Annotated in this window: 12 protein-coding genes; 7 read left to right on the top strand and 5 right to left on the bottom strand. The window is 73.3% G+C overall.

Going from position 1 to position 26,128, the window contains the following annotated elements; genetic code table 11:
- Positions 1–71 precede the first annotated feature (71 nt).
- The 5 genes from ABT092_RS00840 (at position 72) to istB (ending at position 10,543) form a co-directional block, all read left to right on the top strand.
- Entirely contained in the window at positions 72–3,605 is a 3,534-nt protein-coding gene (locus ABT092_RS00840; protein WP_351238261.1) for a SpaA isopeptide-forming pilin-related protein, read from the top strand.
- Between the two features lie 167 nt (positions 3,606–3,772).
- Positions 3,773–5,473 (top strand): bifunctional 3'-5' exonuclease/DNA polymerase, encoded by a 1,701-nt coding sequence (locus tag ABT092_RS00835; protein ID WP_351238259.1) that lies wholly within the window; start codon positions 3,773–3,775, stop codon positions 5,471–5,473.
- A 53-nt stretch (positions 5,474–5,526) separates the two neighbouring features.
- On the top strand, positions 5,527–6,771 hold the full coding sequence (locus ABT092_RS00830; RefSeq protein ID WP_351238257.1) for an HNH endonuclease: 1,245 nt from the start codon (positions 5,527–5,529) through the stop codon (positions 6,769–6,771).
- Positions 6,772–7,135: 364 nt separating this feature from the next.
- A complete protein-coding gene (locus ABT092_RS00825; RefSeq protein ID WP_351238255.1) occupies positions 7,136–8,968 on the top strand; it encodes an LCP family protein in 1,833 nt (610 codons plus the stop codon).
- A gap of 114 nt (positions 8,969–9,082) precedes the next feature.
- Positions 9,083–10,543, top strand: coding sequence for an IS21-like element helper ATPase IstB (istB, locus tag ABT092_RS00820; protein ID WP_502968361.1), 1,461 nt, complete (start codon positions 9,083–9,085; stop codon positions 10,541–10,543).
- 58 nt (positions 10,544–10,601) lie between these two features.
- Here istB and ABT092_RS00815 read toward each other — a convergent pair whose 3' ends face one another.
- Genes ABT092_RS00815 through ABT092_RS00805 form a run of 3 tightly spaced genes read right to left on the bottom strand, consistent with a single transcriptional unit; the run spans position 10,602 to position 13,589 of the window.
- A complete protein-coding gene (locus ABT092_RS00815; protein WP_351238253.1) occupies positions 10,602–11,066 on the bottom strand; it encodes a TIGR03618 family F420-dependent PPOX class oxidoreductase in 465 nt (154 codons plus the stop codon).
- 32 nt (positions 11,067–11,098) lie between these two features.
- Entirely contained in the window at positions 11,099–12,739 is a 1,641-nt protein-coding gene (locus ABT092_RS00810) for a serine/threonine-protein kinase (RefSeq protein ID WP_351238251.1), read from the bottom strand.
- Between the two features lie 55 nt (positions 12,740–12,794).
- Positions 12,795–13,589, bottom strand: coding sequence for an AfsR/SARP family transcriptional regulator (locus ABT092_RS00805; protein WP_351238249.1), 795 nt, complete (start codon positions 13,587–13,589; stop codon positions 12,795–12,797).
- Positions 13,590–14,052: 463 nt separating this feature from the next.
- Here ABT092_RS00805 and ABT092_RS00800 point away from each other — a divergent pair, with 463 nt between their 5' ends.
- Both ABT092_RS00800 and ABT092_RS00795 read left to right on the top strand, forming a co-directional pair.
- The gene (locus ABT092_RS00800) at positions 14,053–15,780 is read left to right on the top strand and encodes an AMP-binding protein (protein WP_351238247.1); all 1,728 of its coding nucleotides are present in this window, start codon (positions 14,053–14,055) and stop codon (positions 15,778–15,780) included.
- 366 nt (positions 15,781–16,146) lie between these two features.
- Positions 16,147–17,466 carry a cation:proton antiporter gene (locus tag ABT092_RS00795; RefSeq protein WP_351238245.1) on the top strand — a complete coding sequence of 440 codons (1,320 nt, stop codon included), beginning with the start codon at positions 16,147–16,149 and terminating at the stop codon, positions 17,464–17,466.
- A gap of 22 nt (positions 17,467–17,488) precedes the next feature.
- On the opposite strand, the gene ABT092_RS00790 is transcribed toward ABT092_RS00795, so the two are convergent.
- On the bottom strand, positions 17,489–22,534 hold the full coding sequence (locus tag ABT092_RS00790) for a DUF3320 domain-containing protein (RefSeq protein WP_351238243.1): 5,046 nt from the start codon (positions 22,532–22,534) through the stop codon (positions 17,489–17,491).
- Positions 22,535–22,913: 379 nt separating this feature from the next.
- On the bottom strand, positions 22,914–25,496 hold the full coding sequence (locus tag ABT092_RS00785; protein ID WP_351238241.1) for a GmrSD restriction endonuclease domain-containing protein: 2,583 nt from the start codon (positions 25,494–25,496) through the stop codon (positions 22,914–22,916).
- Between the last annotated feature and the right edge of the window lie 632 nt (positions 25,497–26,128).

Genomic DNA, 26,128 nt, shown 5'->3' with positions numbered 1-26,128 from the left:
CCTCGTCCTGTTTGGTTTCGGGGCACCGCGTCGCCCATGCCCGGGAAGCGCCGGAGCGCCCTGGAGAGACCTTGAACCGAAGACGTCCATCGGCCGCGGCCAGATCGGTGCGGGCCGCCCTGGCCTGCCTCGTGGCCTGGGGGATGTGGGGGGCCACCACGGCGCCCCCCGCCTCGGCGGCCCCCTCCTCGACGGCCGCCGTCGTCGAGGACAGCAGCCCCGCACGCCCCGCCCGGGAGGCGGCCGGGGCGCCGGACTCGGCAACGGACCGCGCCCCCGCACCACGGGCCGCACGCCCGGCGGCCCCGTCCGGCCCCCGAATCGTGAACCCGGCGGACGACACGCTGATCGCCTGGGTGGGCCCCACCCAACCGCCGACGCTGCTGACCCTGCAACAGGCGTTCAACGCCGCCGCGACCGGGGACACCGTCCACGTCGTCCCCGACGCCTACGTGTTCACCAAGACGCTCACCGTGCCCCGTCAGGTGACGCTCACCAGCGCCTCCGACACGGTGATCACCGCCCTGTTCTCGGTCACCGGCACCGGGCTGACCGTCAGCGGCGTCACCTTCGAACCCACCGCCGCGAGCAAGACCGTGATCACGGTCGCGGCGACCTCCGCCGACACCGTGCTGGACGGCGTCCGCATCACCAACACCGCGAACCTCGCCTCCGTCACCGGCATCGCCTTCGCGGGCACCCCGGCCACCGGCCGGACCGTCGAGGACTACGTCTTCGACAACGGCGACAACGCCGCCAACGGCACCTCCACCGGCATCAGCGCGGGCAACACCACGGCCGTGGTGGTCCGCGAGGCGAAGATCACCGGCGTCACCCGCGGCTACTTCATGTCCACGGCGGCCACCGGCGTCGGCCCCCGGTTCTCCCAAGTGGAGATCGCGGCGCCCCAGCAGGGCGTGCTCCTCGGCCGGACGACCGGCGCCGCCTTCACCGACGTGAGCGTCACCGGCACCTCGCTGGCCGGGTCCTACGGCATCAACCTGGGCGGCTCGACCGGCGTCGTCCTCACCGACAGCACGGTCACCGGGTACGCGTACGGCATCGCCACCGCCGCCGCCACCACCGGCGAGGGCCCGCGGATGACCCGGGTGACGGTCGACGTCGTCGGCACCACCGGGATCAGTCTCGGGGCCACCACCGGCGCCCGGCTGACCGACGTGACGGTCACCGGTGCCCCCGGCAGCACCGGCATCGGCATCGACCTGGCCCGCGCCACCTCGGTGACCCTGGACGACCCGCGGGTCAGCGGAGTGCGCACCGGCATCCGGCAGGTCTGGGTCCGCACCGCCGGCCACCCCTTGGACGGTCCCGTGGTGACCGGGGGCGCCCTCACCGACGTCGCCACCGGCATCATGGTCGCCAACAACACCGGCTTCCGGATCGACGGCACCCGACTGGCCCTGGTCGCCGGGGCGTCCGGCGGAGGCGGCATCGGCATCGGCGGCTACGAGAACACCGACGTGCGGATCACCGGGGTCACCGTCGAGGGCTACGAGAACCCCGACGACGCCCGCCGCGGCTCGGCCGCGGTCCGCTTCTACTACTCGGACCACATCACCGTCGAGAACTCCTCCTTCACCGACGGCGCCAACGCCTTCTACTGGGACATGACCACCGACGTGACGGTCACCGACGTCACCGTCCGCGGCATCGCCTGGTGGGCCACGTACACCGAGTCCGTGATCCGGCTGACCGTCCAGGACAGCACCTTCACCGACAACGAGGGCGTGGCCAACCTGACCATCAACCCGTCCGCGAGCGCCGACGGGTTGGACCGGATCCAGAACAGCAGCGACATCACCTTCGTCGACAACGAACTGACCGACAACCCGACCGGCGTGCTCTTCCCGTACGGCGGCGACACCCTCGACTACCTGCGCAACACCGTGCGCGGCGGCCCCGCGGCCTACGTGGTCTACGCGGTTCCGGCGCACCACGTGACGGTCAACGACAACGAGATCGAGTTCACCCCGCTCGCCGAGAACGCAGCGGCCGTCCGCGCGGGCACCGCACTGGAGAACCTCGACCCGGCGACCTTCCCCCACACGCCCGAGGACCAGCAGTCGCGTTCCTCGTCCGGCATCGACGTCCTGGGCAACGTGTTCACCGGGCCCGGTCCGATGATCCAGTTGGGCGAGAAGGACGGCACCTGGCGCGTGATGCGGGACACCGTCCTGGTGCGCGGCAACGTCTTCCCCAAGGACTCCGTCGCGATCCGCACCTTCCCCAACGCCGAGACCGGGCAGGACGCCAACACCGACAACGACATGATCGACGGGGTGGTCGCCGTCGACGCCCGGGACGCCACCGCCCCGCCGGCCGCCGCCCGGCAGGAGGTCGGCCAGCGCGGCAACAACGACTGGGGCAGCCCCTGCGGCCCCCGCGTCACGGTCGGCGACACATACACCCCGGCCGACACCCTGGTCTACGACGGCGGCGGCGCCTGGATCCACGAGACCCGCGAGCCGCAGGTGCTGTACCCGAGGCGCTGCGCGGACGTCGGACTCGGCGTCACCAAGACCGCCGACGCCGACGCGTACGTCCCGGGCCGGCCGCTGACCTACACCGTCACCGTCACCAACACGGGCCCCCAGGACGCGCACGCCGTGCGGGTGGTCGACCCGCTGCCCGCGGCGTTGACCGACGTCGGCTGGACCTGCACGGCCGAGGGCGCGGCGAGCGCCTGCGCCGAGCCGTCCGGCACCGGGGACCTGGACACCACCGTGGACGTGGCGGCCGGCGGCTCGGTGACCTTCACCCTCACCGGCACCCCGGCCGCGGACACCACGGAGGACCTCGCCAACACCGTGACGGTCACCCCGGGCGCCGGCACCGAGGACCCGGGCTGCGACCCGAACTGCACCGCGGAGACGGTCACCCCGAGGGCCCCGACCACCGGTGACGTGGCGGTGGTCAAGGAGGACGCGGCCACCGGCGAGCCGCTCGCCGGTGCCGTCCTCCGGCTCTGGGAGGAGACCAACGGCGTCCCCGGCCTCCAGGACACCGGCCCCGACCCCGACACCGGGATCGGCGCCCCCTGCACCACCGGCGCGGACGGCACCTGCCGCCGCACCGTCCCCACCGGCACCTACTACTGGCAGGAGACCGCGGCCCCCGAGGGCTACGAGCTCCCCGCCGACCCGGTCTTCGGCCCCCTCGTCCTCACCGAGGAGAACGCCGCCACCGGCGTCACCGTCACCGCGCGGAACACCGCGACCGCGGTGAGGGGCGCCGTCCAGGTCCTCAAGACCGACGCCAAGAGCGGCGACCCGCTCGCCGGGGCGGTCTTCGACCTGTGGCGCGAGACCAACGGCGTCCCCGGCCTCCAGACCCGGGCCGTCGGCTCCGCCCCCGCCGACACCCGGGTGAACGGCGGCGGCTGCGCCACCGACGAGGAGGGGGTCTGCCTCTTCGACGACCTCCCGACCGGCGAGTACTACGTCCGGGAAACAGCCGTGCCGGACGGATACGTCCTGCCCCCGAACCCGGTCAACGGCCCCTACGAGATCACCGACGCCAACGCGGACGAGCCCGTCCACGTCCGGGTGGGCAACACGAGGGGAGAACCGCCCAAGGTCGTCTGACCGTCCTCCACCGGGGCCACCCCGACAGAACCTCCGGCCCGTCCGGTGCGGCGCGCCTCGTCCACAGGCTGTGGACGAGGCGGCGGCGTCCACCGGGCGGGCCCCGTCGCGTGCGCCGCGCCCCGCAGCCCGGCCGGCCTGTCAGTGGCCGGTGCGAGACTCGGGGGATGGTCGAACGGTGGGCCTTGGCGCCGACCGAGGACGGCGGCGCGGAGCTGGCCCCCCTCGGCGCCGACGGGCTGCCCTCCGCACCGCCCACCACCGAACCCGACCTGGTGGCCGCGGTGCGCTCCCGCCCCTCGGCGACCCGGTGGATCTGGCGCTCCACCGCGGAGGTCCACCCCCGGCTCCTGGCCGCCGGGGTGCACGTGCCCCGCGCCTACGACGTGGAAGCCGCCGAGGCGCTCCTCCTCGGCCACGAGGGGCGCCTCGGCGAACCCCGTTCGGCCGCGGCGGCCTGGGCGCGGCTGCACGACCGACCCGTCCCGCCCGATCCGCCGCAGCGGCCCGCGGAACCCGGCGCCCAGGCCCCGCTGTTCGAGCCCGGCCCGGTGCCCATGCCGCTCACGGCCCTGCTGGAGGTGTACGCGGAGCAGCAGCGCCGCCACGACGCCGGCGTCCACCCCGACCGGCTGCGGCTGCTCACGGCGGCGGAGTCCGCAGGCACCCTGGTCGCCTCCGAGATGAACGCGACCGGCCTGCCCTGGCGCGCGGACGTCCACCGCGAGGTGCTGCGCGAACTGCTCGGCGAGCGGTACGCGGGCGGGGAACCGCGCCGGTTGGCGGAGCTCGCCGACGAGGTCTCGGCGGCGTTCGGACACCGGGTGCGGCCCGACCTCCCGGCCGAGGTGGTGAAGGCGTTCGCCCGGGCCGGGGTGAAGGTCGGGTCCACCCGCCGCTGGGAGCTGGAGGGCGTCGACCACCCGGCGGTGCGCCCCCTGATCGCGTACAAGAAGCTGTACCGGATCTGGGTGGCGCACGGCTGGTCCTGGCTCGCCGACTGGGTGCGCGACGGCCGGTTCCGCCCCGAGTACCTGCCGGGCGGCACCGTCACCGGCCGGTGGGTGACCCACGGCGGCGGCGCCCTCCAAATCCCCAAGGTGATCCGGCGCGCGGTGGTCGCCGACCCAGGCTGGCGGCTGGTGGTCGCCGACGCCGACCAGATGGAACCGCGGGTGCTCGCCGCGATCTCCCGGGACCCGGGGTTGATGGAGGTCGCCGGCCGCGCCACGGACCTCTACCGGGAGGTGTCGGAGCGGGCCTTCGCCGGCGACCGCGAGCAGGCCAAGCTCGCGGTGCTCGGCGCGGTGTACGGCCAGACCTCCGGCGACGGGCTCAAGAACCTCGCCGCGTTGCGCCGCCGCTTCCCGCGCGCGGTGGCGTACGTGGACGAGGCCGCCCGGGCGGGCGAGGAGGGCCGCCTGGTCCGCACCTGGCTGGGGCGCACCTGTCCCCCGGCGGCGGGCTCCGGGGAGAACGGGCGCGAGGAGGCGGGCATCCCCCAGCAGCCCGACCCCCGGGACGCCGCACCGGCCGGGGACACCGACGCCTTCGTGCCCGGCTACGCCTCCACCGACTCCCGCGCCCGGGGCCGCTTCACCCGCAACTTCGTGGTCCAGGGCAGCGCCGCCGACTGGACCCTGCTGCTGCTGGCCGCGCTCCGCGCGGACCTGGTCGACCTCAAGGCCGAACTGGTGTTCTTCCAGCACGACGAGGTCATCGTGCACTGCCCCGCCGACGAGGTCGACCGGGTGACCGCGGCGATCCGCTCCGCCGCCGCCACCGCCGCCCGCCTGACCTTCGGCCCGACCCCCGTCCGCTTCCCGTTCACCACGGCGGCGGTGGAGTGCTACGCGGACGCGAAGTGAGGGCGGGGTGGACACGAGCCGGTGTGTCGGTGGGCGGGGCTACGGTTTTCGTCATGGCCCTGAACGAGGTGACCCGACACGCAGTCCTCCGGGCGGTCGAGGAGTTCGACCGCCTGGGGCGCGATCCGTTCCTGGAGCGGTACGGCTTCTCCCGCGCTCGCTCGTACCTGCTGCGGTTCGAGGAGCGGTCGTACGATTCCAAGGCGATACTCGGCGCCGCTCACGGTTTCCTCCCCGGACGGAGTCCGCTCCGGGCCGCCGACTTCTCCGGCGGAGCGGCCCACGCCGCCCGCGCCCTGGAGGGCCTCGGCTTCGAGGTGGTGCGGGACGGCGGACGGGTGCCGGCGGCGCAGCCGGGCGGATCGCTGTCCGAGGACGGGCTGGTGGACCTCGTTCGGAGGTTGAAGGTGAGTTCCACCCCGGACGGCCCCTCCCGGCACCAGCCGATTGCCCTGCTCTGGGCGATCGGGCGAGCCTACCGGGGCGAACCCCGACTCGTGTCCTGGGCCGAGACGAAGGGCCAGCTGGAACGCCTGCTGGCGGCGTACGGCCGCCCCTCCCAACGCGACCACCCCGAGTACCCGCTGGCCGCGCTCGCCCACGCCGGGCTCTGGGAGATGCGCGGCGTCGTGGGCCCGGTGCCCAAGGCGCACGGCGATGCCCGGCTGAAGGCGTGGTTCAGCGGCAACGGGCCCCGCAGCGGCCTGGTCGCACCGGCCCGAACGCTGGTGCGGTCCTCGGGAGTGGCCCGCCTTCGGGTCGTCGGTCATCTGCTGGACGGGTACTTCGGGGACCTGGCCGACCCCTCCGCGCTGCTGCGGAGCGTCGGGCTGGAGGGCGACGCGCTCGCCGACGACCTGGTCCCGGTGTACGAGGAGGCCCCGACCATCGGGCGGAACCCGGTCGCCCTGGCCGCCACCTACGAGCGCCTGTGCCGGCTGGCTGCGAACGGGGAACCGGAACGGCGCGGGCGACGGAACGCGGTCGTGCGGAACGCTCCGGTGCGCTCCGCGGCGGCCCGCCGCGGCGTACTCGAACGCAGCGGGGGACGGTGCGAGAACCCCCGGTGCGCGGGCCAGCCGACGGACGTGACGGACCGGGGGCTCCCCATCCTCGACGTCGACCACGTGGACCAGCTCGCCGACGGCGGACGTGACCACCCCTCGGTCATGATCGCCCTCTGTCCCAACTGCCACGCGGTGAAGACCCGGGGCACGACCCGCCACACCTTGGCGGAAGAACTGCTTGCGGTGGCCCTGGCCCGTCACTCCGCGCTCCTGCGGAGCCCTCGTTCTTGACGCGCCGCCCGTCCGCAAACGGAACGCCGACCTCCACCGACCCGTACGAACTGCCACATAAGCCCCCATAGCGCCCGGCACTGCGTTCGAGTGGCGAAAGGTTGTATGAGAAAAGCCCGGTTCTTGCGTTGCGTTTCTCACGCATGACACTGCTGGGCGCCCCTCCCGCATCGCACGTCCCGCTCCGATACTTCCGAGCAGGGGCGAAAGGTCACGGAAGTGAAACGCCGACGTGCGCCCCGCAGGTGGACCCCGGGGTCGGGGGACCCGCGGTTTCCGGGTCCCGCACAACCGCGACGGCCGCCTCGGCATCTCCACGGGGGAGGAGAGCGCCGCACAGGACAGTGCAGAGGAGCCAGCCGGAATGAACGCGGACCACCGGGGCGAACAGGACGGGTTCGACGCCGCGGACCTGTGGGTGCGCAACCCGCAGACCGGCACCTACGAACTGCGCCTGGACGACCCCGCCGAGGCCTCCCCGACCGGCCCGGACCCTGCCGCGGGGGGCACCACGGCGCCCGACCCTCCGGTGCCCGGGCCCCGGCGCCGGGCCGGGGCGCCGGACCGGCGGCGGGCGGACGGCGAGCCGGCCGGGGCGGACGCCCGGCGGTCCCGCGGGTCACGGCGGTCCGGGGCGGCGGAGTCCGGGTCCCGCGGTGCGTCGACGTCCACGACCGCGGCGGGGCGACGCGGCGGGCGGGGCCCGCGGGGGACGACGGACCCCGCCGAGGCGGGCGGGAGACGCGGGCGCAGACCGAGGGCGTCCCGCAAGCGGAAGGTCCTGCTGTGGACCGGCGGGGTGCTGGGCGTGGTGCTGGTCGGCACCTCCGCCACCGGGTACTACCTGTACCGGCAGTTGGACGGGAACATCGCCACCGTCGACGTGGGCGACGCGGGCAGCGGCAAGAAGGGCCTGGCCGGGCGCCCGTTGAACATCCTGCTCCTCGGCACCGACAAGCGCACCGGCAAGGGCAACCAGGGTTACGGGGACAAGGGCAGCGCGGGCCACGCCGACACCACGTTCCTGTTCCACGTGTCGGCCGACCGGTCGAACGCCACCGCGCTCAGCATCCCCCGCGATCTGATCACGGACATACCCGACTGCCGGACCAAGCAGGAGGACGGCGGCTTCGAGGTCATACCCGGCACCCCGCGCACCCGCTTCAACAACTCCTACGGACAGCAGGGGCGGGACCCGGGGTGCACCATGCGGACGGTCACCGAGCTGACCGGGGTGGAGTTGGACCACTTCATGATGGTGGACTTCAACGCGGTGAAGGCGCTGACGTCCGCCCTCGACGGGGTGGAGGTCTGCCTCGACCGGCCCGTCGCCGACGAGAAGGCGAAACTGGAGCTGTCGGCCGGGCCGCACACCATCGAGGGCGAGGACGCGCTGGCCTTCGTGCGCAGCCGCGCCGCCACCAAGAACGGCAGCGACCTCGACCGCATCGAGATGCAGCAGAAGTTCGTGGCCTCGATGATCCGCAAGGCGAAGAGCGACTTCCTCAACAGCCCGACGAAGATGTACGGCCTCGCCAGTGCGATGACCAAGAACCTGACCGTGGACAGCGGTATCGGATCGATCCCCAAACTCACCTCACTCGCCAAGGAGTTGGGCAAAGTCGATCTGAAGCACATCAGCTTCACCACGATCCCGGTCAAGGACAATCCAGCGGAGCGGGTCAAGGCCACCGTCGTGCTCGACCCCGCCCGGGCCCCGGCCGTCTTCGAGGCCGTGCGGAACGACGTGTCGTTCACCGAGGTCAAGAAGGAGCGGAAGGCGGACGCGAAGAAGCGGGACGACGTGCTCACGGGTCCCCGCGCCGAACCCGGCGAGATCGGCGTCAACGTCTACAACGGGGGTGAGTTGGTGGGCGCCGCGAACAACACCGTCACCTGGCTGGTGGACACCCGGGGCGTGGCCGGCGCCGTCAACCAGAGCAACGCGCCCGCGAAGACGGCCACCACGACCCTGGTGTACGCACCGGCCCAGGTCGAACAGGCCCGTGCACTCGCCGACATGATGGGCCTCTCCGCGAAGGCCCTGGAGGCACGGGCCGATCACGGAGTGGCGGAGCCGATGACGTTGACGCTCGGCGCCGACTTCAAGGGCGTCGGTGTTCCCGTCACGCCGTCGAGCGCGCCCCCCGAGGGAGTGAAGAAGGTGCGGGGCGACACGAAGATGTGCAGCTCCTAGCAGAAGGGGTTCGGGAACGACAGGGGTGACGCCCACCTCCATCGGGTCGTTGGAAGCGTGTGCGCGGTCGGTTTGCACCGATTGCCATGCCCCCCACACCACTTTGGAGAGCCGTTGCTCGGTCCCGCCCCCGCCCCCGCCCCCGTTCCCCCGTCCGCTCCGAACATCCGCAGCTACGCCGCCTCGTCCATCGGCTACGCCCTGTTCGCCACCCGCTGGCTCCAAGCACCCCTGTACTTCGGACTGGTGGCCGCCCAGGGCGTCTACGTCTACAAGTTCTTCAACGAGTTGTGCCATCTGATCGCCCATGTCATCAGCGGCCAGGCGGACGAGACCTATGTGATGCTCGCCGTGCTGAAGCTGGTCGACGTGGTGATGATCGCCAACCTGCTGATCATGGTGATCGTCGGCGGCTACGAGACCTTCGTCTCCCGGATCGGCCTCCAGGGCCACCGTGACCAGCCGGAGTGGCTCTCGCACGTCAACTCCAACGTGCTGAAGGTCAAGCTGGCGACCGCGATCGTCGGCATCTCCTCGGTGCACCTGCTCCAGATGTTCGTGGACGTCTCCCACACCTCGCAGCACTCCCTGCTGTGGGGCACCGTGATCCACATGGCGTTCATCCTGTCCGCCGTGCTCCTCGCGTACATGTCCGGCCCGATGGAGTCCCGGGGCCGTCACGGTCACGACGGGCACGGCGGCCACGACGACGGCCGTCCCGGCGGCGGATCCGACGTGCGCCAACGGGTCCGGCGCAAGCGGCTCGGCCGGAGCGCGGCGGCGCACGGCCGCACCGAACCGACGGTGCCGCACGCCGGCGGCGCCGCGCACCCCGCCCCGGCGACCCCGGCCACCCTGGCGGCCGTCACCGTGGTCGAGGGCGCCGAGGGCGGCGCCCGCTCGGTGCGGCGGACGGCGACCGTCCCCGCACAGGTGTCGCCCCGCTCCCGCACCGTCCCGTCGGCTCCGGCCACCGCGGAGGACCGCATCCGGGCCGCCGGGTTCCCCGGGCGCAAGACGCTGGAGGACTTCGGCGGCGACCTCACGCGGTCCCCGGAGTGGAAGACGGTGACCCGGCTGGGCACCCTCGGCTTCGTCGACGACCGTGCCAACGCGGTGTTCCTCGGGCCGCCCGGAACCGGGAAGACCCACCTCGCGGTCGCCCTCGGCCTGCGGGCCTGCCGCGCCGGTCACGACGTGCTGTTCGCGACGGCCGCCGAGTGGGCGGCCCGGCTCGCGCACGCCCGCTCGGCCGGGCGGTTGACGGACGAGCTCGACCGGCTGGACCGGTACCCGGTGATCGTCGTCGACGAGATCGGCTACCTGCCGTTCACCCCGGACGAGACCCAGTTGCTGTACCGGTTGGTCTCGCACCGCTACGAGCGGGCGTCCGTCGTGGTCACCAGCGACAAGCCGTTCGCCCGCTGGACGGAGGTCTTCGGGGACACCCCCATGACCACCGCCCTGTTGGACCGGCTCGCCCACCACGCCGAGGTGGTCACCCTCCAGGGCGGCAGCTACCGGCTGCGGGGGCGGGAGCGGACCCCGGCCGCGTACCCGGCCGAGACCCGCTGACCGACCCCGCGCACCGCAGCGCGCCCGCGGTCGGAACGGCCTTCGCGAACGGGGTCGTTCAGTCCGCGGGCGCCGGCGACTCGGGGCGGACGGTGCCCAGGAAGCGGGTCACGGTGATCTCGATGACGACCCGCTGCGGGTTGGCCCGCGGCGTCCGGTAGCGCGCGGCGTAGCGCGCCTCGGCGTCCGCGACGGACTCCGGATCGTCCCGGACCACGGCCGACCCCTCCAGGGTGGACCAGTACCGCCCGTCGACCTGACCGACCGAGGCCCGCGCCGCGGCTCCCGCCGCGCGCACGTTGCGGACCTTGCGGCTGGTGGCGCTGGAGATCACCCGGGCGACCCCGGCCTCGGGGTCGTAGGTGACGCCCACGGGCACCAGGTGGTGGGAGCCGTCCGGGCGGGCGGTGGACAGGAACCCGAGGTGGCGCTCCCGCCAGAAGGCCGGGAAGTCCGGCGCCTCGCCGGGTCGTCGGACGGACGGCGCCGGTTCGGGTGCGGGGCGGGACGAGGAAGCGGTCACGGGGTGCTCCGGGGGGTGGGACGGGGCGGGGGTCAGGACTCGGCGGGGTGCACTTCGGTCACCTCGCCCTTCGGGTCGGCCTGCAGGTAGCCGCTGCCGTAGGCGTCGGAGAAGTAGACCGAGAGGCTCTGCGGGGTGTCGAAGACCTTGTCGACCGGATCGACGACGAGGTAGCGGGTGGTCGGCTCCGCCACGTTGAGGTCCTTCTCGGCCCGCGCCAGCAGCCGGGGCAGCGCGTCCCAGTCGAACGCGTCGAGGTCCATCGGGACTTCGTTGCTGAGGGTGCCGCTGGCCGGGAGCTTCATGACGCCGTTGTCGAGGCGGTAGAGGTACCGGTCGAACTTGGTGTCGCTGCCCTTGAGCATCACGGAGGCGGACACGTACTCGGGGTAGACGGTGAAGCTGCCGAACCGGTCGGAGCCCGTCTCCCGGCGCAGCACGTCGACCGCGTGCCGGACCCCGCCCGGGGTCAGCAGGTCCTCGGGCGCGTCGGGTTCCCCCTCGGCCGTCGCCTCCGGTTCGCGGGCCGCCCCGGTGCCGGGCGCGGCGCCTCCGGTGGCGGGCGCGGTCGGGGTGCGGCTCCGGTCGGCGACGACGTCCTCGTCGCCCTTGCCGCCGCTTCCGCCGGGCAGTCCCTGCCACAGCGCGACGCCGAGGGCCAGGGCGCTCACCGCGGCGGCGCCCACCACCAGCCCGCGGCGCCGGTTCCGCCCGTCGGGCGCCGCCCGGACCGTGTCCGCGGCCCCGGCGGGGGGCGGCGCGACGGGCGGAAGCGTGAGCCGGTAGGAGGTGGCCGGGTCGGCGGACGGGGCCGGGTGGGGGGCGGTGGCCCGCCCCTCGGCCGCCTCGGCCAGCATGCGGTCCAGCGCCTCCGGGCCGGGGCGCGCCGCCGGGTCCTTCACCAGCACCGCGGTGAGCAGCCCGGTCAACGGGCCGGCCTGGACGGGCGGGGGCAGTTGCTCGTTGAGGACGGCGGCGAGGGTGGCCAGGGTCGTCGCCCGGCGCAGCGGGTGGTGGCCCTCGACCGCCACGTACAGCATCATCGCCAGCGACCACAGGTCGGAGTCGGGGCCGCCGCGTTCGCCGGTGATCCGTTCCGGGGCCATGTAGTCGGGCGTTCCGATGATCGACCCGGTGGCGGTGAGCACGGTGGACTCGCGGATCGCGGCGATCCCGAAGTCGGTGAGGACGGGCCGGCCGTCCGGGCGCAGCAGCACGTTCGCCGGTTTCACGTCGCGGTGCTGGATGCCGACGGCGTGCGCGGCGCGCAGCGCGGCCAGCAGTTCGCGCCCCAGGCGTGCGGCGTCGGCGGGCGCCATCGGTCCGCGCTCCAGGAAGTCCTGGAGGGAGCCGCCGGTGACCAACTCCATGACGAGCCAGGGGTAGGTGTCCTCGCCCCCGTCGACGATGTGGTGGATGGTGACGACGTTGGGGTGCTCGACGCGGGCCAGGGCCCGGGCCTCCCGCAGCACCCGGGCGCGCAGCAGCCGGGCCGCTTCGGGGTCGTACTCGGCGAGGTCCCGGTCCGGGGGGCGGACCTCCTTCAGGGCGACCGGCCGGTCCAGGGCCAGGTCCCGGGCCCGCCACACCGTGCCCATGCCACCGCCGCCGAGGCGCGCCTCCAGCGCGAAGCGCCCGTCGATGACCCGTCTGCCGCCGTCCCCACCGCTCATGGCCCGGAGCATACGAGACGGGGCCCCGGCGACCTCGTGGCGCCCGGTCCCCCGGTCAAGGGACCGGCCGCAGCCCGCCGGGGCGGGCCGGGGCGAGGCAGGGGTCGTGCGAGAGGACCGCCCGGTGCAGCCGCCGCACTTGTGGTCCGGGTTCCACCCCGAGCCCCTGGACCAGGGTGCTGCGCAGCTCCCGGTAGGCGTCCAGCGCCTCGACCGCGCGGCCGGAGCGGTAGAGGGCGAGCATCAGGTACTCGTAGGGGCTCTCCCAGGTCGGGCGTTCGGCGACCAGGGAACGGAGTTCGCCGATGATGCCCTGGTGGTTGCCGAGTTCGAGTTCGACCTCGAAGTGGCGCATGCAGGCGAACGTGTACCGCTCGTCCAATCGTCTGCCGAGGGATTCGAAAACGGGCAGGGTGCGCAGATCCGCGAGTGCGTGGCCCCGCCACAGCGCCAACGCGGAATTCAGTGCCGCCGCCGCCTTCTCCGTGCGCTGGTGGGACCGGTGTTCCTCCGCCCGCCCCACCAGGAACTCGAACTGTCGCAGATCGAGTTGGTGGTCCGCGAGGTCGAGGCGATATCCGGGGGCGCACGTCGCCAGTGCCGCGGCCATCCCGGAACTCTGGGCGTGGAGGTATTGTCGGAGTTTGGAGACGTACACGTGCAGGGCGGTCGGCGCGGTGCGCGGCGGGGCGTCCGGCCACAGGGCCGCGGTGAGTCGGGCCGTGGACACGACCTGCCCGCTGTGGATGCACAAGTAGGCCAGCAGGGACCGGAGTTTGCGGGCCCCGGGCGCTGTCTGCGGACCGCCTCCGACCTGTGTTCCCAGCGGCCCGAGCACCAGAAATCTCACGTTCCCCGCCCCGTTCGGACTCACGCCTAGGCCCTCGCCCCGTCGAGCCGGACGTGCCGCCGGCGTACGAAACGCGTGCTGTCCGGTCCCCCACGGATCAGGTGATTTTTGCCCACGGCAACCGGATGCGTCAACCGGGAACGCAAGGGGCGTTCCGCCCTTTTCCCGGCGCCGGAAGAAATAAACTGTGACGACCGACGCGTTTGTTCGGACGTTTTCCGGAATCCTCCCCCTCCGCCTTCTCCGACGGCGCTCCCCACAGCGCGGGCCTGATTCACGAGCACTCCCGGGAACCCCTCCTTTCGTCTCGCTAAAATCCCGGTCCGCCGGCCGGGAAAGGGTTCTGGCGGCCTTGCGCCATCCCCTCCGCCGGCACTTAGTCTGCTGCCCCGTCGAGCGGATCCGAGCGGGTGCACCGCACGCCGACCGACCGTGTCCGGCCCCCTGGAGGAACGAGAACGCCATGCTGCTCGACTGGTTATCAGCGCCCCGCACCACCCGCGGCATCCACGTGGCGTGCGACGACGGGACCTGGCGGTTCACCCCGTACGCCCGACTCGCGGTGGACGCCCGGCGGATCGCCCGCCGCCTGCGGGCGGAAGGCGCGGGGCGGGGCCGGGTGGTCTCCCTGGTCCTCGACGACCCCTACCGGTTCATCAGCGCGTTCATGGGCACCCTGCTCGCCGGCGCCGTCCCGGCCCCGCTCGCCCCGCCCACCGCGCTGCGCGGCACCGAGCGCTACCACGCCCATCTGGGACGGGTGTTCCGCGCCGTCCGGCCCGAGCTGGTGCTGACCGAGGACGACCACGCGGCCGTGGTCCGCCGGGGGTTGGACGGCGCCGACCGCACCGCCGCACGGCTGCTGCTGCCCGGGGCGCTGGCCTCCCCCGGGACCCCCGACGACCCGGGCGCCGGCACGGTGGCGGGCGAGGTCCTGGACCGTCCGGACGGGGAGCTCGCCCTGATCCAGTTCACCTCCGGCTCCACCGGCGACCCCAAGGGCGTCCGGGTCACCTGGGGCAGTCTGGCCGCCAATGCCGAGGCGTGCCGGCGCTGGCTGGGCTGGACGGACGAGGACTCCTTCGCGAGCTGGCTGCCGCTCCACCACGACATGGGGTTGATCGGCGGCATGGTGATGCCGGTGGCGACCGGCACCGACGTGTGGCTGATGCGACCGCACCAGTTCCTGCGCTCCCCGCTGCGCTGGCTGGAATGCCTCGGTCGGCGGGGCGCCACCCTCACCACCGCCCCCGGCTTCGGCTACGCCTACGCCGCCCGCCGGGTCCGCCCCGAACAGCTCACCGGCATGGACTTCTCGCGGTGGCGGGGCGCCGTCCTCGGCGCGGAACGGATCGACTCGATCGGGGTGGCCGACTTCACCGCCCTGCTGGGCCCGCACGGCTTCGCGCCGCGCGCCCTGGTCGGCGCGTACGGCCTGGCCGAGACCACGGTGGCCGCCAGCGGGGTGCCGGCCGGCAGGGGGTCCCGGCTGGTGCGGATCGACGCGACGGCCCTGCGGGTCGGCGAACCGGTCGCGGTCCGGGAACGGGCGGTCCTGGGCGAGCACCGGGTCGGCGGCGAGGGGTGGCTCACCGGCTGCGGAGTGACGGTCCACGGCAGCGAACTGACGGTCGTCGACGCCTCGGGCGCCGAACTGCCGGCGGGGAGCTTCGGCGAGATCCGGCTGCGCGGCCGCTCACTGGCCGACGGCTACCAGGGCGCCACCGGCGCACGGGTCCCGTTCGCCCCGGACGGACTGCGCACCGGCGACGCCGGGTTCGTCGAAGACGGCGAACTGTACGTGGTGGGCCGGATCGGCGAGTCGGTGACGGTCCAAGGCACAAGCCTGTACGCGGAGGACGTCGAGGCCGACCTGAAGGACCTGCGGGAACCGGGCGCCCCGGTGGGCTGCGCGGTGGCATTCGGCAGCGCACAGGGCGCCGACCACGTCGTGGTCTTCGTCGAGGGCCGGGTCACCCCCGACTGGCTGGCCGCCGCCCGGGCCCGGGTCTCCGCCCGCACCCCGGACACCCTGCGCATGACCTTCCTCCAGGGCTCCCGCGGCTCGATCAGCCGCACGTCCAGCGGCAAGCCGCGGCGGCGCACCATGTGGGAACTCCTGCTGCGCCCCGGCACCGGGCCCCGGTGGACGGTGGCCTGCGGCAGCCCGCCCGTCCCGGCACCCGTCTGAGCCCCCCTCCGGCCCCGCCCCTGCGGCGGGGCCGGAGCTTCGGGGCGCACCCCGTGCCACCGGCGCCACGGCCCCACGCGGGCGTGCGCCACCACCAGGCGAGGCAAGTCCGTGCGCCGTGACCTCCGCCGCATGGGCGGGCCACCGACCGGGAAGCAGCCCCACAGACCGCCGCGGCCCGTACCCGTACCCCGTGCTCGGTGCTGGTGCCGATGCCGATGCCGGTGCCGGACGCCGACGGGAACGCGTCCGATCCCCGTCGCCCGGGCGGGGGTGCGTGCGGATCGCGGCTCCCGTCCGGGAGGGGCCGCCGGCTGCCGACCGTCCACTCCCGCCAGCCGCTTCACCCGGAGGAGGGCCACCCCCGTGGAACCGTCCGTCCTCGCCGCCGCGGCCTCGGCGCCCCTCGGTTCCCTGTTGGGTGCGCTCGCCCTGATCCTCACCGCCGCCCACGTCTTCGCCCGGCTCGCCCAGCGGGTGCGGCAACCCGTCGTCATGGGCGAGATCCTCGCCGGCATCGCCCTCGGCCCCAGCCTGCTGGGCCTCCTCCCGGGAGACCTCGTCGACCTGGCGTTCCCGCCGGACGTCCGGCCCCACCTGCACCTCCTCTCACAGCTCGGGCTGATCCTCTTCATGTTCGGAGTGGGCTACCACTTCGACGCCGCGCAACTGAAGGGGCACGGCCGCACCGTCTCGGCGGTGTCCCTCGCTTCGGTCGCCCTCCCCTTCGCCCTCGGCGCCGGACTGGCCTGGGCGATCGAGCCGTGGTTCGACCGCTCCGAGATGGCCGTGGACGGATTGCTGGTCCCCGCCCTGTTCCTGGGCGCGGCGATGTCCATCACCGCCTTCCCGGTGCTGGCCCGGATCATCAGCGAACGGGGCCTGCAACGGGACCGCATCGGCGCCCTGGCCGTGGCCTGCGCGGCGATCCAGGACTTCCTCGCCTGGACGGTCCTGGCCGTGGTCGTCGCGCTCGCGAACAGCACCGGCGCCTGGCCGCTGGTCCGCATGACGCTCGCCTCGCTGGTCCTGCTGTTGGCCCTGCGCCACCTCGTCCGCCCGGCCCTGGCCCGACTGTTCGCCCCGGGCCGCTCCGGCCCGGCCCTGGCGCACACCGTCCTGGTGGTGGGCCTCCTGCTCAGCGCCTGGGCCACCGAAGCCCTCGGCCTGCACGCCGTCTTCGGCGCCTTCGCCTTCGGCGCGGCCGTCCCCCGCGCGCAGTTGGCCGCCGCCCACCCCGAAGTCCCCGAACGCCTGGAGCAGATGAGCCTGCTGCTCCTGCCCGTGTTCTTCATCGTGACGGGGTTGTCGGTGGACCTGGGCGGGCTGGGCGGCCAGGGCGTCCTGATCCTGCTGGCCGTGCTCCTGGTGGCCTGCTCCGGCAAGTTCGTCGGCGCCGCCAGCGCCGCCCGCCTCACCGGCGCGGACCGGCGCGAGGCCGCCACCCTCGGCGTGCTCATGAACGCCCGCGGCCTCACCGAACTGGTCATCCTCAACGTCGGGCTCGCCCTCGGCGTCCTCGACGGCCGACTGTTCACCGCCATGGTCATGATGGCGGTGCTGACCACCCTCATGACCGGCCCCCTGCTGCAACGCTTCCACCCGACGACCGGGACGCCGTCCCCCCACGACGTCCCGGCACCGGGTGCGCGTACGCCGCTCGCTCCCACGCAGGGCGGGGAGTGACCGGAGGGCCGCCGCGGTTGCCCTACCCGACCGCCTTGACGTGGCCCGCGGACTCCCTCAGCCTGCCCCGCCGGCACAACTCGTCGATGTCGGAGTCCAGGAAGCCGCGGATGTCCCGGCCCATGCGACGCCAGCCGAAGAACTCGGCCGCGTGCCGGACCAGTTCGTCCCGGGACATGCCCGGACACTCCGCGGCGAGTTCGTACAGCGCCACCTGCCGTTCGGCCGGGGCGATGTGAGCGGCCCGGCGAGGGGCGTCCCCCGCTCCCGGTGCGCGGGCACCCGGCTCCTCCCGACCCGCGACGTCCCAGAAGGACCCGTCCGCGGTGACCTTCTTCGAACGGACGAGACCGTGCACCACTTCCCGCACGTTGTCACGTATCCTGCTGCCCGCCCGGGCAACGCCCCACGCCTCCCGTGCGCGCTGCACCAGCAGATCCTCGTGGACGGGCCCCTCGGTCTCGATGACCCCCATCAGCAGGACCCGCAGCGCGGGCCGTGCCTGCGGGGTGTGCAGTTCGTACGGCGAGGAGGCGGTCGGCCGGCAGATCTCGTACGGGGAACTCCACGCCCGGTCGGGCTCGGTGTCCACGGGGACGCGCTCGTGTTCCAGGGGCGTCGCGGGCGTTCCGTCCCCCGTCGCGGGGGCGGCACCGGGGCGGGCCGTCGTGTCGGCGGGAGGGAGCGGCCAGGCGGGCGGGGCGTCCTGCGCCCGTTCCTCGACGGGCGCCGCGGAGTGGCTCGCGGTCGAGTCGGAGTCCGTCATCGGCCCCCGTTCCACTGCCGCCCGGACCGCCTCGCGCAGTCTCCGTTCGGCGCCCGCCCGACCGCGGTACCAGTCGGTTCCCCAGATCCGGTGCAGCCGCCACCCCAGCCCGGCGAGCACCTCCTCCCGCAGCCGGTCCCGGTCCCGGGCCGTCCTCGACGAGTGGTACATCGCGCCGTCGCACTCGATGCCGAGCGCGTAGGCGCCGGGGAACTGCGGATGGCGCACACCGATGTCGATGCGGTATCCGGCGACGCCGACCTGCGGCTGCACCTGGTAGCCCCAGTCACGCAGCACCTGAAGGACCGATTCCTCGAACGGACTGTCCGGCTCGGCGTCGGCCTGGACGACATCGTGCGAGAGGACCGAGGGGCCGTTCTCGGCGTACTCCAGGTACCGCTTCAGATGCTGGACGCTCTCGTTAGCGCTGTCGGTCAGGACACCGGCCCGGAACGAGGCGACGACCTCCATCCGCACGCGCGCCCGCGTCACGGCGACGTTCAGGCGTCGCCAGCCGCCGTCCTTGTTGATGGGCCCGAAGTTCGTGCTGAGCCTGCCGTGTTCGTCGGGACCGTACCCGATCGACATGATCATGGCGTCGCGCTCGTCGCCCTGGACGGATTCGAGGTTCTTGACGAAGAACCCGTCGAGCCGGTCCTCCGTGAAGCAGTGGTCCAGGTCGGGGCGGCGCAGTCGGGCCTGCTGGACCGCCTGGTCGATCGCCGCCGCCTGGGCCTGGGAGAGGGCCACGACGCCCAGCGTGCGGTCGGGGCGGGTGTCGAAGTGGTGGATGACCCGCCGGGCGACGAACTCCGCCTCCACACGGTTGTCCCGCCTGCCGCCGCGGTCGTACACGCCCTGGGCCTGGAAGAACGCGACGCCGATGTCGTCGCCGTGGTCCAACGCCCCCGGAAAGGTCACCATGGAGTTGCCGTAGAAGGACCGGTTGCTGAACGTGATCAGCGCCTCGTGACGACTGCGGTAGTGCCAGCGCAGCGCCAGTTCGCGCAGGGCGCCCGCCTTGCAGGCGTGCAGCAGCGATTCGAAGCTGTCCGGAACGTCCTCGTCGTACTGGTCGGAGTCGTCCTCGACCGCCGAGTCGAAGAAGGAGGTGGGCGGCAGCTGCTTCTCGTCGCCGGCCACTATCAGGGCGTCCGCCCGGTACACGCTGTTGATCGCGTCGGCCGGACGGACCTGGGACGCCTCGTCGAAGATCACCACGTCGAAGTGGTAGTCCGCGGGCAGGAACTGGCTGACCGTCAACGGGCTCATCATGAAGCACGGCTTGATCAGCCGGACGACGTCACGGGTGCGCCCCAGCAGCTCCCGCACCGGCATGTGGCGGCGCTTCAGCTCGGCCTGCCTCTTGATCACCTGAGCGGCCCCGCCGCTGAACCGCCGCGGACGTCGCTGGTTGCACGCCTCGATCACGGCACCGCTCGCGGCGGCCACCAACCGCCGGTCGGCCGCCTGGAAGTCGGCCACCCGGACGTCCAGATCCGTGGAGCGGGTCGTGGTGAGCCGGACGTCCGTGGCGAGGAGGTCGTCGGCCCAGCACTTCAGCACCGCGTACTCCACGGCGCCGGGCAACGACCGCGGCGGGACTCCCCGCTCGACGGCGCGCGCAACCAGCTCGTCGACGCCGTAACGCGCCAGGACGTCCAATCCGGCGTGGTGCGCCTGCCATTCCTCCGGGCCGAGCGGATCGGCCCGGAGTGCGTCGACGGCCTGCCGGGCCCGGTCGAAGGAGCCGGACAGGTCGGTGGACAGCTGGACCTGGCGGGACTCCGTGAAGAGGTCCCGCAGGGCCGCCGAGGACGCCGCCCAGCGATCGGCACGACCCGTCGCCGCCGCGCACCAGGCGGCCAGCGCGCTCCGCACCCCACAGGCCAACGCGCCCGGCAGCGGGTCGGGCCCGGCGCCGTCGGCCAGACGGTCGGTGAGCAGGTCCCGGTGGGCGGTCCCGCGGGTGAGTTCCGCGATGCGGTCCGCCACGGCCAGCACTGCCTCCAGGGCGGCCAGCCCCGCCTCGTCGGCGGGGGCGTGGCCGCCCAGCGCCGCCCCGTGGTCCGCCGCCAGCCGCGCGGCATCAGCCGCGGCGCGCTGCCAGGCCAGGGCCGAATCGAGACGCTGGGGCAGGGTCTTGCGCCAGACGCCCTCGTGGGTGAGCGCGGCCACCGCCGCGCGGTCCTCCCGGTACGAGCCGGACAGCCGCGCGAACACGCCCCGGTGCTGGTCGGCGAACCTCTCGGTCAGGGCGGGCAGCTCCGCGGCCGTCAGGACCTGTTCCCCGAAGACGTCCTCGGCCGCCGCACGGGCGGCCTCGCGGGCGGCGAGCGCGTCCCTCAGTTCCCGAGCCGCTCGATGCGCCTCCCGCAACCCGTCCTCGTCGAACCAGCGGGCCGGCGGCCGTCCCTCCACGGAAGTCAGATCGGCGAGTTCCAGGAGGTCGAAAGCGGACCGGGGGGTTTCGGGCTCGGGCAGCCCGAACAGGTCGGCCAGTTGGGCGAGGCTCGTGGAGGGGTCGTCCGGCAGGGGACCGCCGACCGGGTCGGCCGTGGCGGGCGGGGGGCCGGACACGCCTTCCGCCAGGACCCGTACGGCCCGGCGCATCTCGTGCACGGTGTCCGGCTCGGGAGTCGTCGAGGCGAACGGACGGCGCTCGGCCGCCGTCCGCAGGTCCGCGAGCGCGTCGGCGGCCTCCGCGAGGACCGGGGCGGCGACGGCGGTCCCCGTCCGCTTCAACCCCCGCCAGACGAAGGCTTCGCCCTCCGCCGCCGGCCGCCAGGCCCGACCGACGGCCCCGGCCGCTGCCACCAGCGCCTGCCACTCCCCGGCAGCGAGCCCCCGGACCCGGTCCGTGCTGCGCACCCCGAGGGTGAGCTGCGGGGTGTCGGCCTGCTCCAGGAGGACCAGACGGCCCAGGGCGTCGTGGAGGGAGCGGCCCAGCGGTTCACGGGTCTGGTTCATCGCCGCCGCGTAGGCCGACAGTTCCTCGCGCAGCCGACGGGCCCGGTCCAGTTCGTGTTCGGCCGCACCGGTGGCCCGCACCTCGGTGGTCAGCACCCGTTCGAGCTCCGTCGCCACCGCCTTCTTGCTGGTGTCGCCGCTGTGCAGGGCCATCACGAAGTCCCCGAGGCCGGCGCCACCGAGCCGGTTGCGGACCACGTCGAGCGCTGCGGCCTTCTCACTGACGAAGAGGACGGAACGGCCCGCGTGCATCAGCGCGGCGATCATGTTGGTGATCGTCTGGCTCTTGCCCGTACCGGGCGGACCACTCATGACGAAGGAGCGGCCGTCCAACGCGGCTGCGATGCACTGCCGCTGCGAGGAGTCCGCGTCCAGGACCAGGGGCGTCCGCTCGGGCAGCTGGACCTCGTCGATCCGGTCGAGGGCGGGCGGCTCGAATCCGATCAAGTCGTCGGGCAGCCCCGCGTCCGGCCCGAGGCCGACGGCACGGACCAGCGGATGGGCGAGGATGCGCTCCTCGTTCTGCTGGAGGTCCTGGTACATGGCCTCCTTGTGCGAGGTGAAGAGGCCGAGCACCACGCGCTCCTCGACCGACCAGCGGTCCTGCGCCCGTGCCAGCTCCCGGGCCGCGGCCAGGACCGCGGCCGGATCGGCCGGGTCGCAGCCGGCGACCGGACTCCAGTCGACGCCCATCCGCTCCAGCTTCACCGCGAGCGCCGGGTTGTGGATGCGGTCCTGGTCCTCCACCGGATGCAGGCGCGTCTGCCGGTGGCCGTCCCGTCGGAGCTCCACGGGGACCAGCAGCAACGGAGCGGAACTCGACTCCTCGGCGCCCTGCTCCCGCCACTCCAGCATGCCGACCCCGAGCCAGAGCACCCACAGGCCGTAGTCGTTGTACGTCTGCCCCGACTTCTGACGCAGCTGGTAGAGCGACGCGTCCAGTCCCGCCTGGGTGTTCTTCTGCGTCACGAGGCCGGGCACACCGTCGGGCCGGCCGGCGGCGGAGGCGTCGCGCGCCACCGGTACGCCCGTGGCCTCCGCCCCGCCCTCCTCACCGGTGCCCTCCGTGTCCTGGTCGCCCCCGACGGGAGCGAAGGACCACCCCCGGCCGAGACCGGCCAGCAGGGCGGCCGCGTCGGGCGCCGTGATCTCCAGGGTGGCGGTCCGCGTGTGCCGGAAGTTCAGCAGCCGATTGCGCCCGCCGAGGTCGAGCAGGGAGCTTCGCCAGTCGCCCAGCACCGCCTTCAACCGGTCGAGTCCCGGGTCACCGCCGCTCGCGGTGTCCCCTGCGGCCCGCCACGGCACGTCGCTGGTCGTTCGTGAACTGGGCATGCAGACGTACCTCCGGCAGGGAACGCGCGGGAGGGAACGCACCTCGGAACCCCCCGAGTGCCCCAATTATCCAGGGCGGACCCGTCCGTACACCAGTCTCGGCCCCCACGACCGACGTCCTCCCCGGTTTCCACCTGCGCACCGCAGGCGATCAGCAGGGTCGACCGCGGGTCCGTCGGGGGCCTGCCGCCGGTGGCGCGCACCCGGGCCCGCGAGGCACTGCGGGGGTCGTGGCACGACCCCCGAGCCCCCCTCCCGGCACCGGTCACGACCTCCCGCCCGTAACGCTGACGGCTCCCCACGCACGAGCTGGGGAGCCGTCCTGAGGCGCGCGACCGCGGGCCCGCACGCCACCGCCACCCGGTCGGCCCCCGGGACGTCAGAAGACGCCGGAGTCCCCGCCCTCCGGCGTGCGGCGGGCCGCCGCCAGGGCCACCGTGTGGGCGAACCATTCGAGCACCGCGCAGATGTCCTCACCACCGGCGGCGAAGACCTCCAGCGCGAAGGACGGACGCAGATCCAGTTTCGCCTCGGCCAGCTCGATGCCCTCGATCGCGTTGAGCCGGCTCATCAACTCGCGCCGCAGCGCCTCGTCGTCGAACGGGGGACGCCGCTTCAGATACTGGAACACCACCTCGACCGTGCCGGAGACCGGGTAGAGCGCCAGCGGCCAGAGCGCCCGGCCCCCGGGCGCGTTGCCGAAGCGCATGGTGGGGAAGCAACTGGTCTCGCTCGCCCGGCCGTACGCGAGATGTCCCCCCTGCTGCTCCCAGAAGCGCAGGGCTCCCAGGACGCCGTGAACGATCTCCCCGGTCTGGTTGTCCCGCAGTTGTGCGTCGAACCGCCCGGCCGCCGACCTCTGCTGTTCGTCCCGCGGGGACGGGTCGGCCTCCTCGGCGACGTCCTTGCCCAACAGCGCGGCCAGGTCGGCAGTGGTCAACCGGTGGGAGCGGCGGGCCCGGCCCGCGTCGTCGAAGGGGACCCCCTCGGCCTCCAGACGGGTCCGCACGTCCTCGAAGTCCTGGTTCCCCGGCCACCTGAAGCCCGACGAGACCCGTCCGTCCGCGGTCAACACCCGGTAGGCGCCGTGCAGGCCGGCCCTGGCCGCCAGGTGCTGGCCGACCGGGACGGCATGGGTGCCGACGAGCGCCGCGACATCACCGTACGTCGTCCACGTCCCGGCCGGCATGGCCAGGAGCGCGGCCCTCAACTCCTGCCAGCCGGACCACTCGTCGTACACGGGGACCGTACCCTCGACGGGCCCGGGCCACAGTCGTACCGCCCGGTCGGCGAGGAGTGCGGCGCGCTCCAGGATCTCCGCCCTCCCCCACCGCTCCCGCCCGGCGATCTCCTGGTTCATGCGCAGGGAACTGAAGTCCAGGATCTCCTGCTTGCGGCGGAACGGGTGGTTCGACAGCTTCGCGTTGTCCGCCGAGAGGGTCAGGTTGCCCAGCGTGTGCACCAGGAGTGCGTGCAGTTCCTCCGTGCCCTGCCCGTCCTCGGTCTCCTCGGCGAGCAGGTCCAACCACTGGTGCGCGGGGCGTTGCGGCAGCACGTGCTCGACGGTCAGGTTCGCCTTGGCGTAGTCGACCGGTTCGCTGGCCCCGAAGCTCTCCTCCAAGCGGCGCAGCACCTGGAACCGCTGGTTGCTGCGGCCCGCCTTGTAGAACGGCCGGGTACGGATCGCCTCGCGCACGGCGTCGTCGCCGGGCCAGACCCGGGCACCCGTCCTGCTCTTCGAGAGGAAGCGGTGCACGGCCTCGGCCGGGTCGTCGTCCTTCTCCATCTCCCTGGCCATCTCCATGAACACCCGGTTGCTGCCCGTGGTGGAGTGACCGGTGAACAGGCGCCGCACCATGTAGCTCTCCGCGTACGTCAGCGCCCGGGCCGCCTGGTGGGGGGTGGCCTGCCCGTCGTCCACGCGGTCCAGCAGGTGGAGCGCCAGCGGGTAGTGGGTCTGACCGCCCCAGCGGGACAGCCTCTCCAACACCTCGCGCAGCTCCCCGTCGGGCTCCCGCCGGGGCTCCAGGACCCGCATCAGCCGCTCCGCCCGCCGGGCCAGGGACGCGATCTCGGCCTCCAGGGCCGTCTCGTCGCCGCTCAGGGGTTCCAGGCGCTTCTTCTGGTCACGGTAGATCTCGCTCTGCTTGGCCCGGCTGTTGCCCGCCACCACCAGGTCGAGCCAGACCAGGAGTTCGAGGTTGGCGGGGCCCAGCCGCTCCTGCATGGGCAACCAGAGGCTGTGGTAGACGGCCTCCCCACGCGTCGGAAGGCACATGAAGAGGTAGTTGCGCAGCAGGTCGCTCTGACTGAGTCCGACACCGGTGTTGTTGATCGACTCGAAGATCCGGTAGACGTTGTCGCCCTCCGACGCGGTGATCTCCACGATCGTCAGCAGACCGCTCAGTACGGTCTCCACCGTGTCCGTCCACGCCTCGCCGCCGCCTTCCTCCCCCTCGGCCAGGGCCCCCAGGAAGAACCGGTAGGCGGCGCCCACGTTGCCCGGGCCGCCCGCCCGCGGCGAGTTCTCGACGCAGGCGGTGTAGGCATCGCGGTCCGCCTGCGTCGGCAGCAGGCGGTAGTGGTCGTCGCCGCTCCGGTACTTGTTGACGAGGACCAGGTCGTGGATGCGCTCGGCCTTCTGCTCCGCGCCGCGTTCCCGGTGGCGGTCCCGCAGCGCGGTGAAGGCGAGCATGAGGGTGGTGAGCCGCTGCTGTCCGTCGACGACGAGCCAGCGCTGCATGCCGCCGGCCGTGATCCGACCGGGGGCCAGCACTACGGAGCCGAGGAAGTGCCCGGTGGGGGGCTGGCCTTCCAACTGGTCCTCGACCAGTTCCAGGACGTCGTCCCAGAGTTGCCGTAGCTCGTCCCTCTGCCAACTGTAGGTGCGTTGGTAGAGCGGCACCTGGTACTGCTTCTCGCCCTGAACGAGTTCCTTGAACGTGGTCTCCTGAGCGTGCACGCGCGTCTTTCCCCACTATCGACTCCCGAACACCCCATTGTTCCCCCGCCCAAGCCGCCGTGTTGCTCCCCTCGGGGCCGGTCCGGTGGCTCCGACCGACCCCGCGCCAGCCAGACGGAGCTGGCTCCAACGGGTCGCCCGAGGCACCACGACCCCGAGACCGGCCTGGTCGCCGAAGGCTCGTCTCGACGGACGCGATCGAGTCCCTGAACGCCCGCTACCGCGCCCGGTCGGCTCCACCTCGCCGCCCTCGCCCTCGCCCTCGCCCTCGACCCGACCGACAAGGGCCGCAGGCGGTGGACCAGCCGCTGGAAGGAGGCCGTGGACGCGTTCGACATCGCCTTCGGCGGCCGACTCTCGGCCGAACGAGCGTGAGCCGGACCAACGAGAAAACCTCTACGCCAACCGACGTAGTGCACACCACTTTCGTGACACTCCCCCGCGAAGAGGGCTCAGAACGCGAAAAACCCCGGGTCACGGCGAGTGAGTCCCGGGGTTCTTCAGAGCCGCCTTCGGGATTCGAACCCGAGACCTACGCATTACGAGGGCCCGCAAGATCATCCCGGCTGGTGTCGACCGATGCCACAGAATCCCGTTTCCCCAGGTCGGAGACGCCTGACCTTGATCACCAT

Source organism: Streptomyces sp. NPDC002490 (assembly GCF_040296045.1).
Lineage (GTDB): Bacteria > Actinomycetota > Actinomycetes > Streptomycetales > Streptomycetaceae > Streptomyces.
The sequence above is the reverse complement of the archived record's forward strand: the minus strand, read 5'-3'. Positions and strand labels throughout refer to the sequence as shown.

Bases quoted from the DNA above. Each gene is read 5' to 3' on its own strand.
- ABT092_RS00830 (WP_351238257.1), top strand. From the start codon at position 5,527: ATGGCCCTGAACGAGGTGACCCGACACGCAGTCCTCCGGGCGGTCGAG.
- ABT092_RS00825 (WP_351238255.1), top strand. From the start codon at position 7,136: ATGAACGCGGACCACCGGGGCGAACAGGACGGGTTCGACGCCGCGGAC.
- ABT092_RS00790 (WP_351238243.1), bottom strand. From the start codon at position 22,534: ATGCCCAGTTCACGAACGACCAGCGACGTGCCGTGGCGGGCCGCAGGG.
- ABT092_RS00800 (WP_351238247.1), top strand. From the start codon at position 14,053: ATGCTGCTCGACTGGTTATCAGCGCCCCGCACCACCCGCGGCATCCAC.
- ABT092_RS00835 (WP_351238259.1), top strand. From the start codon at position 3,773: ATGGTCGAACGGTGGGCCTTGGCGCCGACCGAGGACGGCGGCGCGGAG.
- ABT092_RS00810 (WP_351238251.1), bottom strand. From the start codon at position 12,739: ATGAGCGGTGGGGACGGCGGCAGACGGGTCATCGACGGGCGCTTCGCG.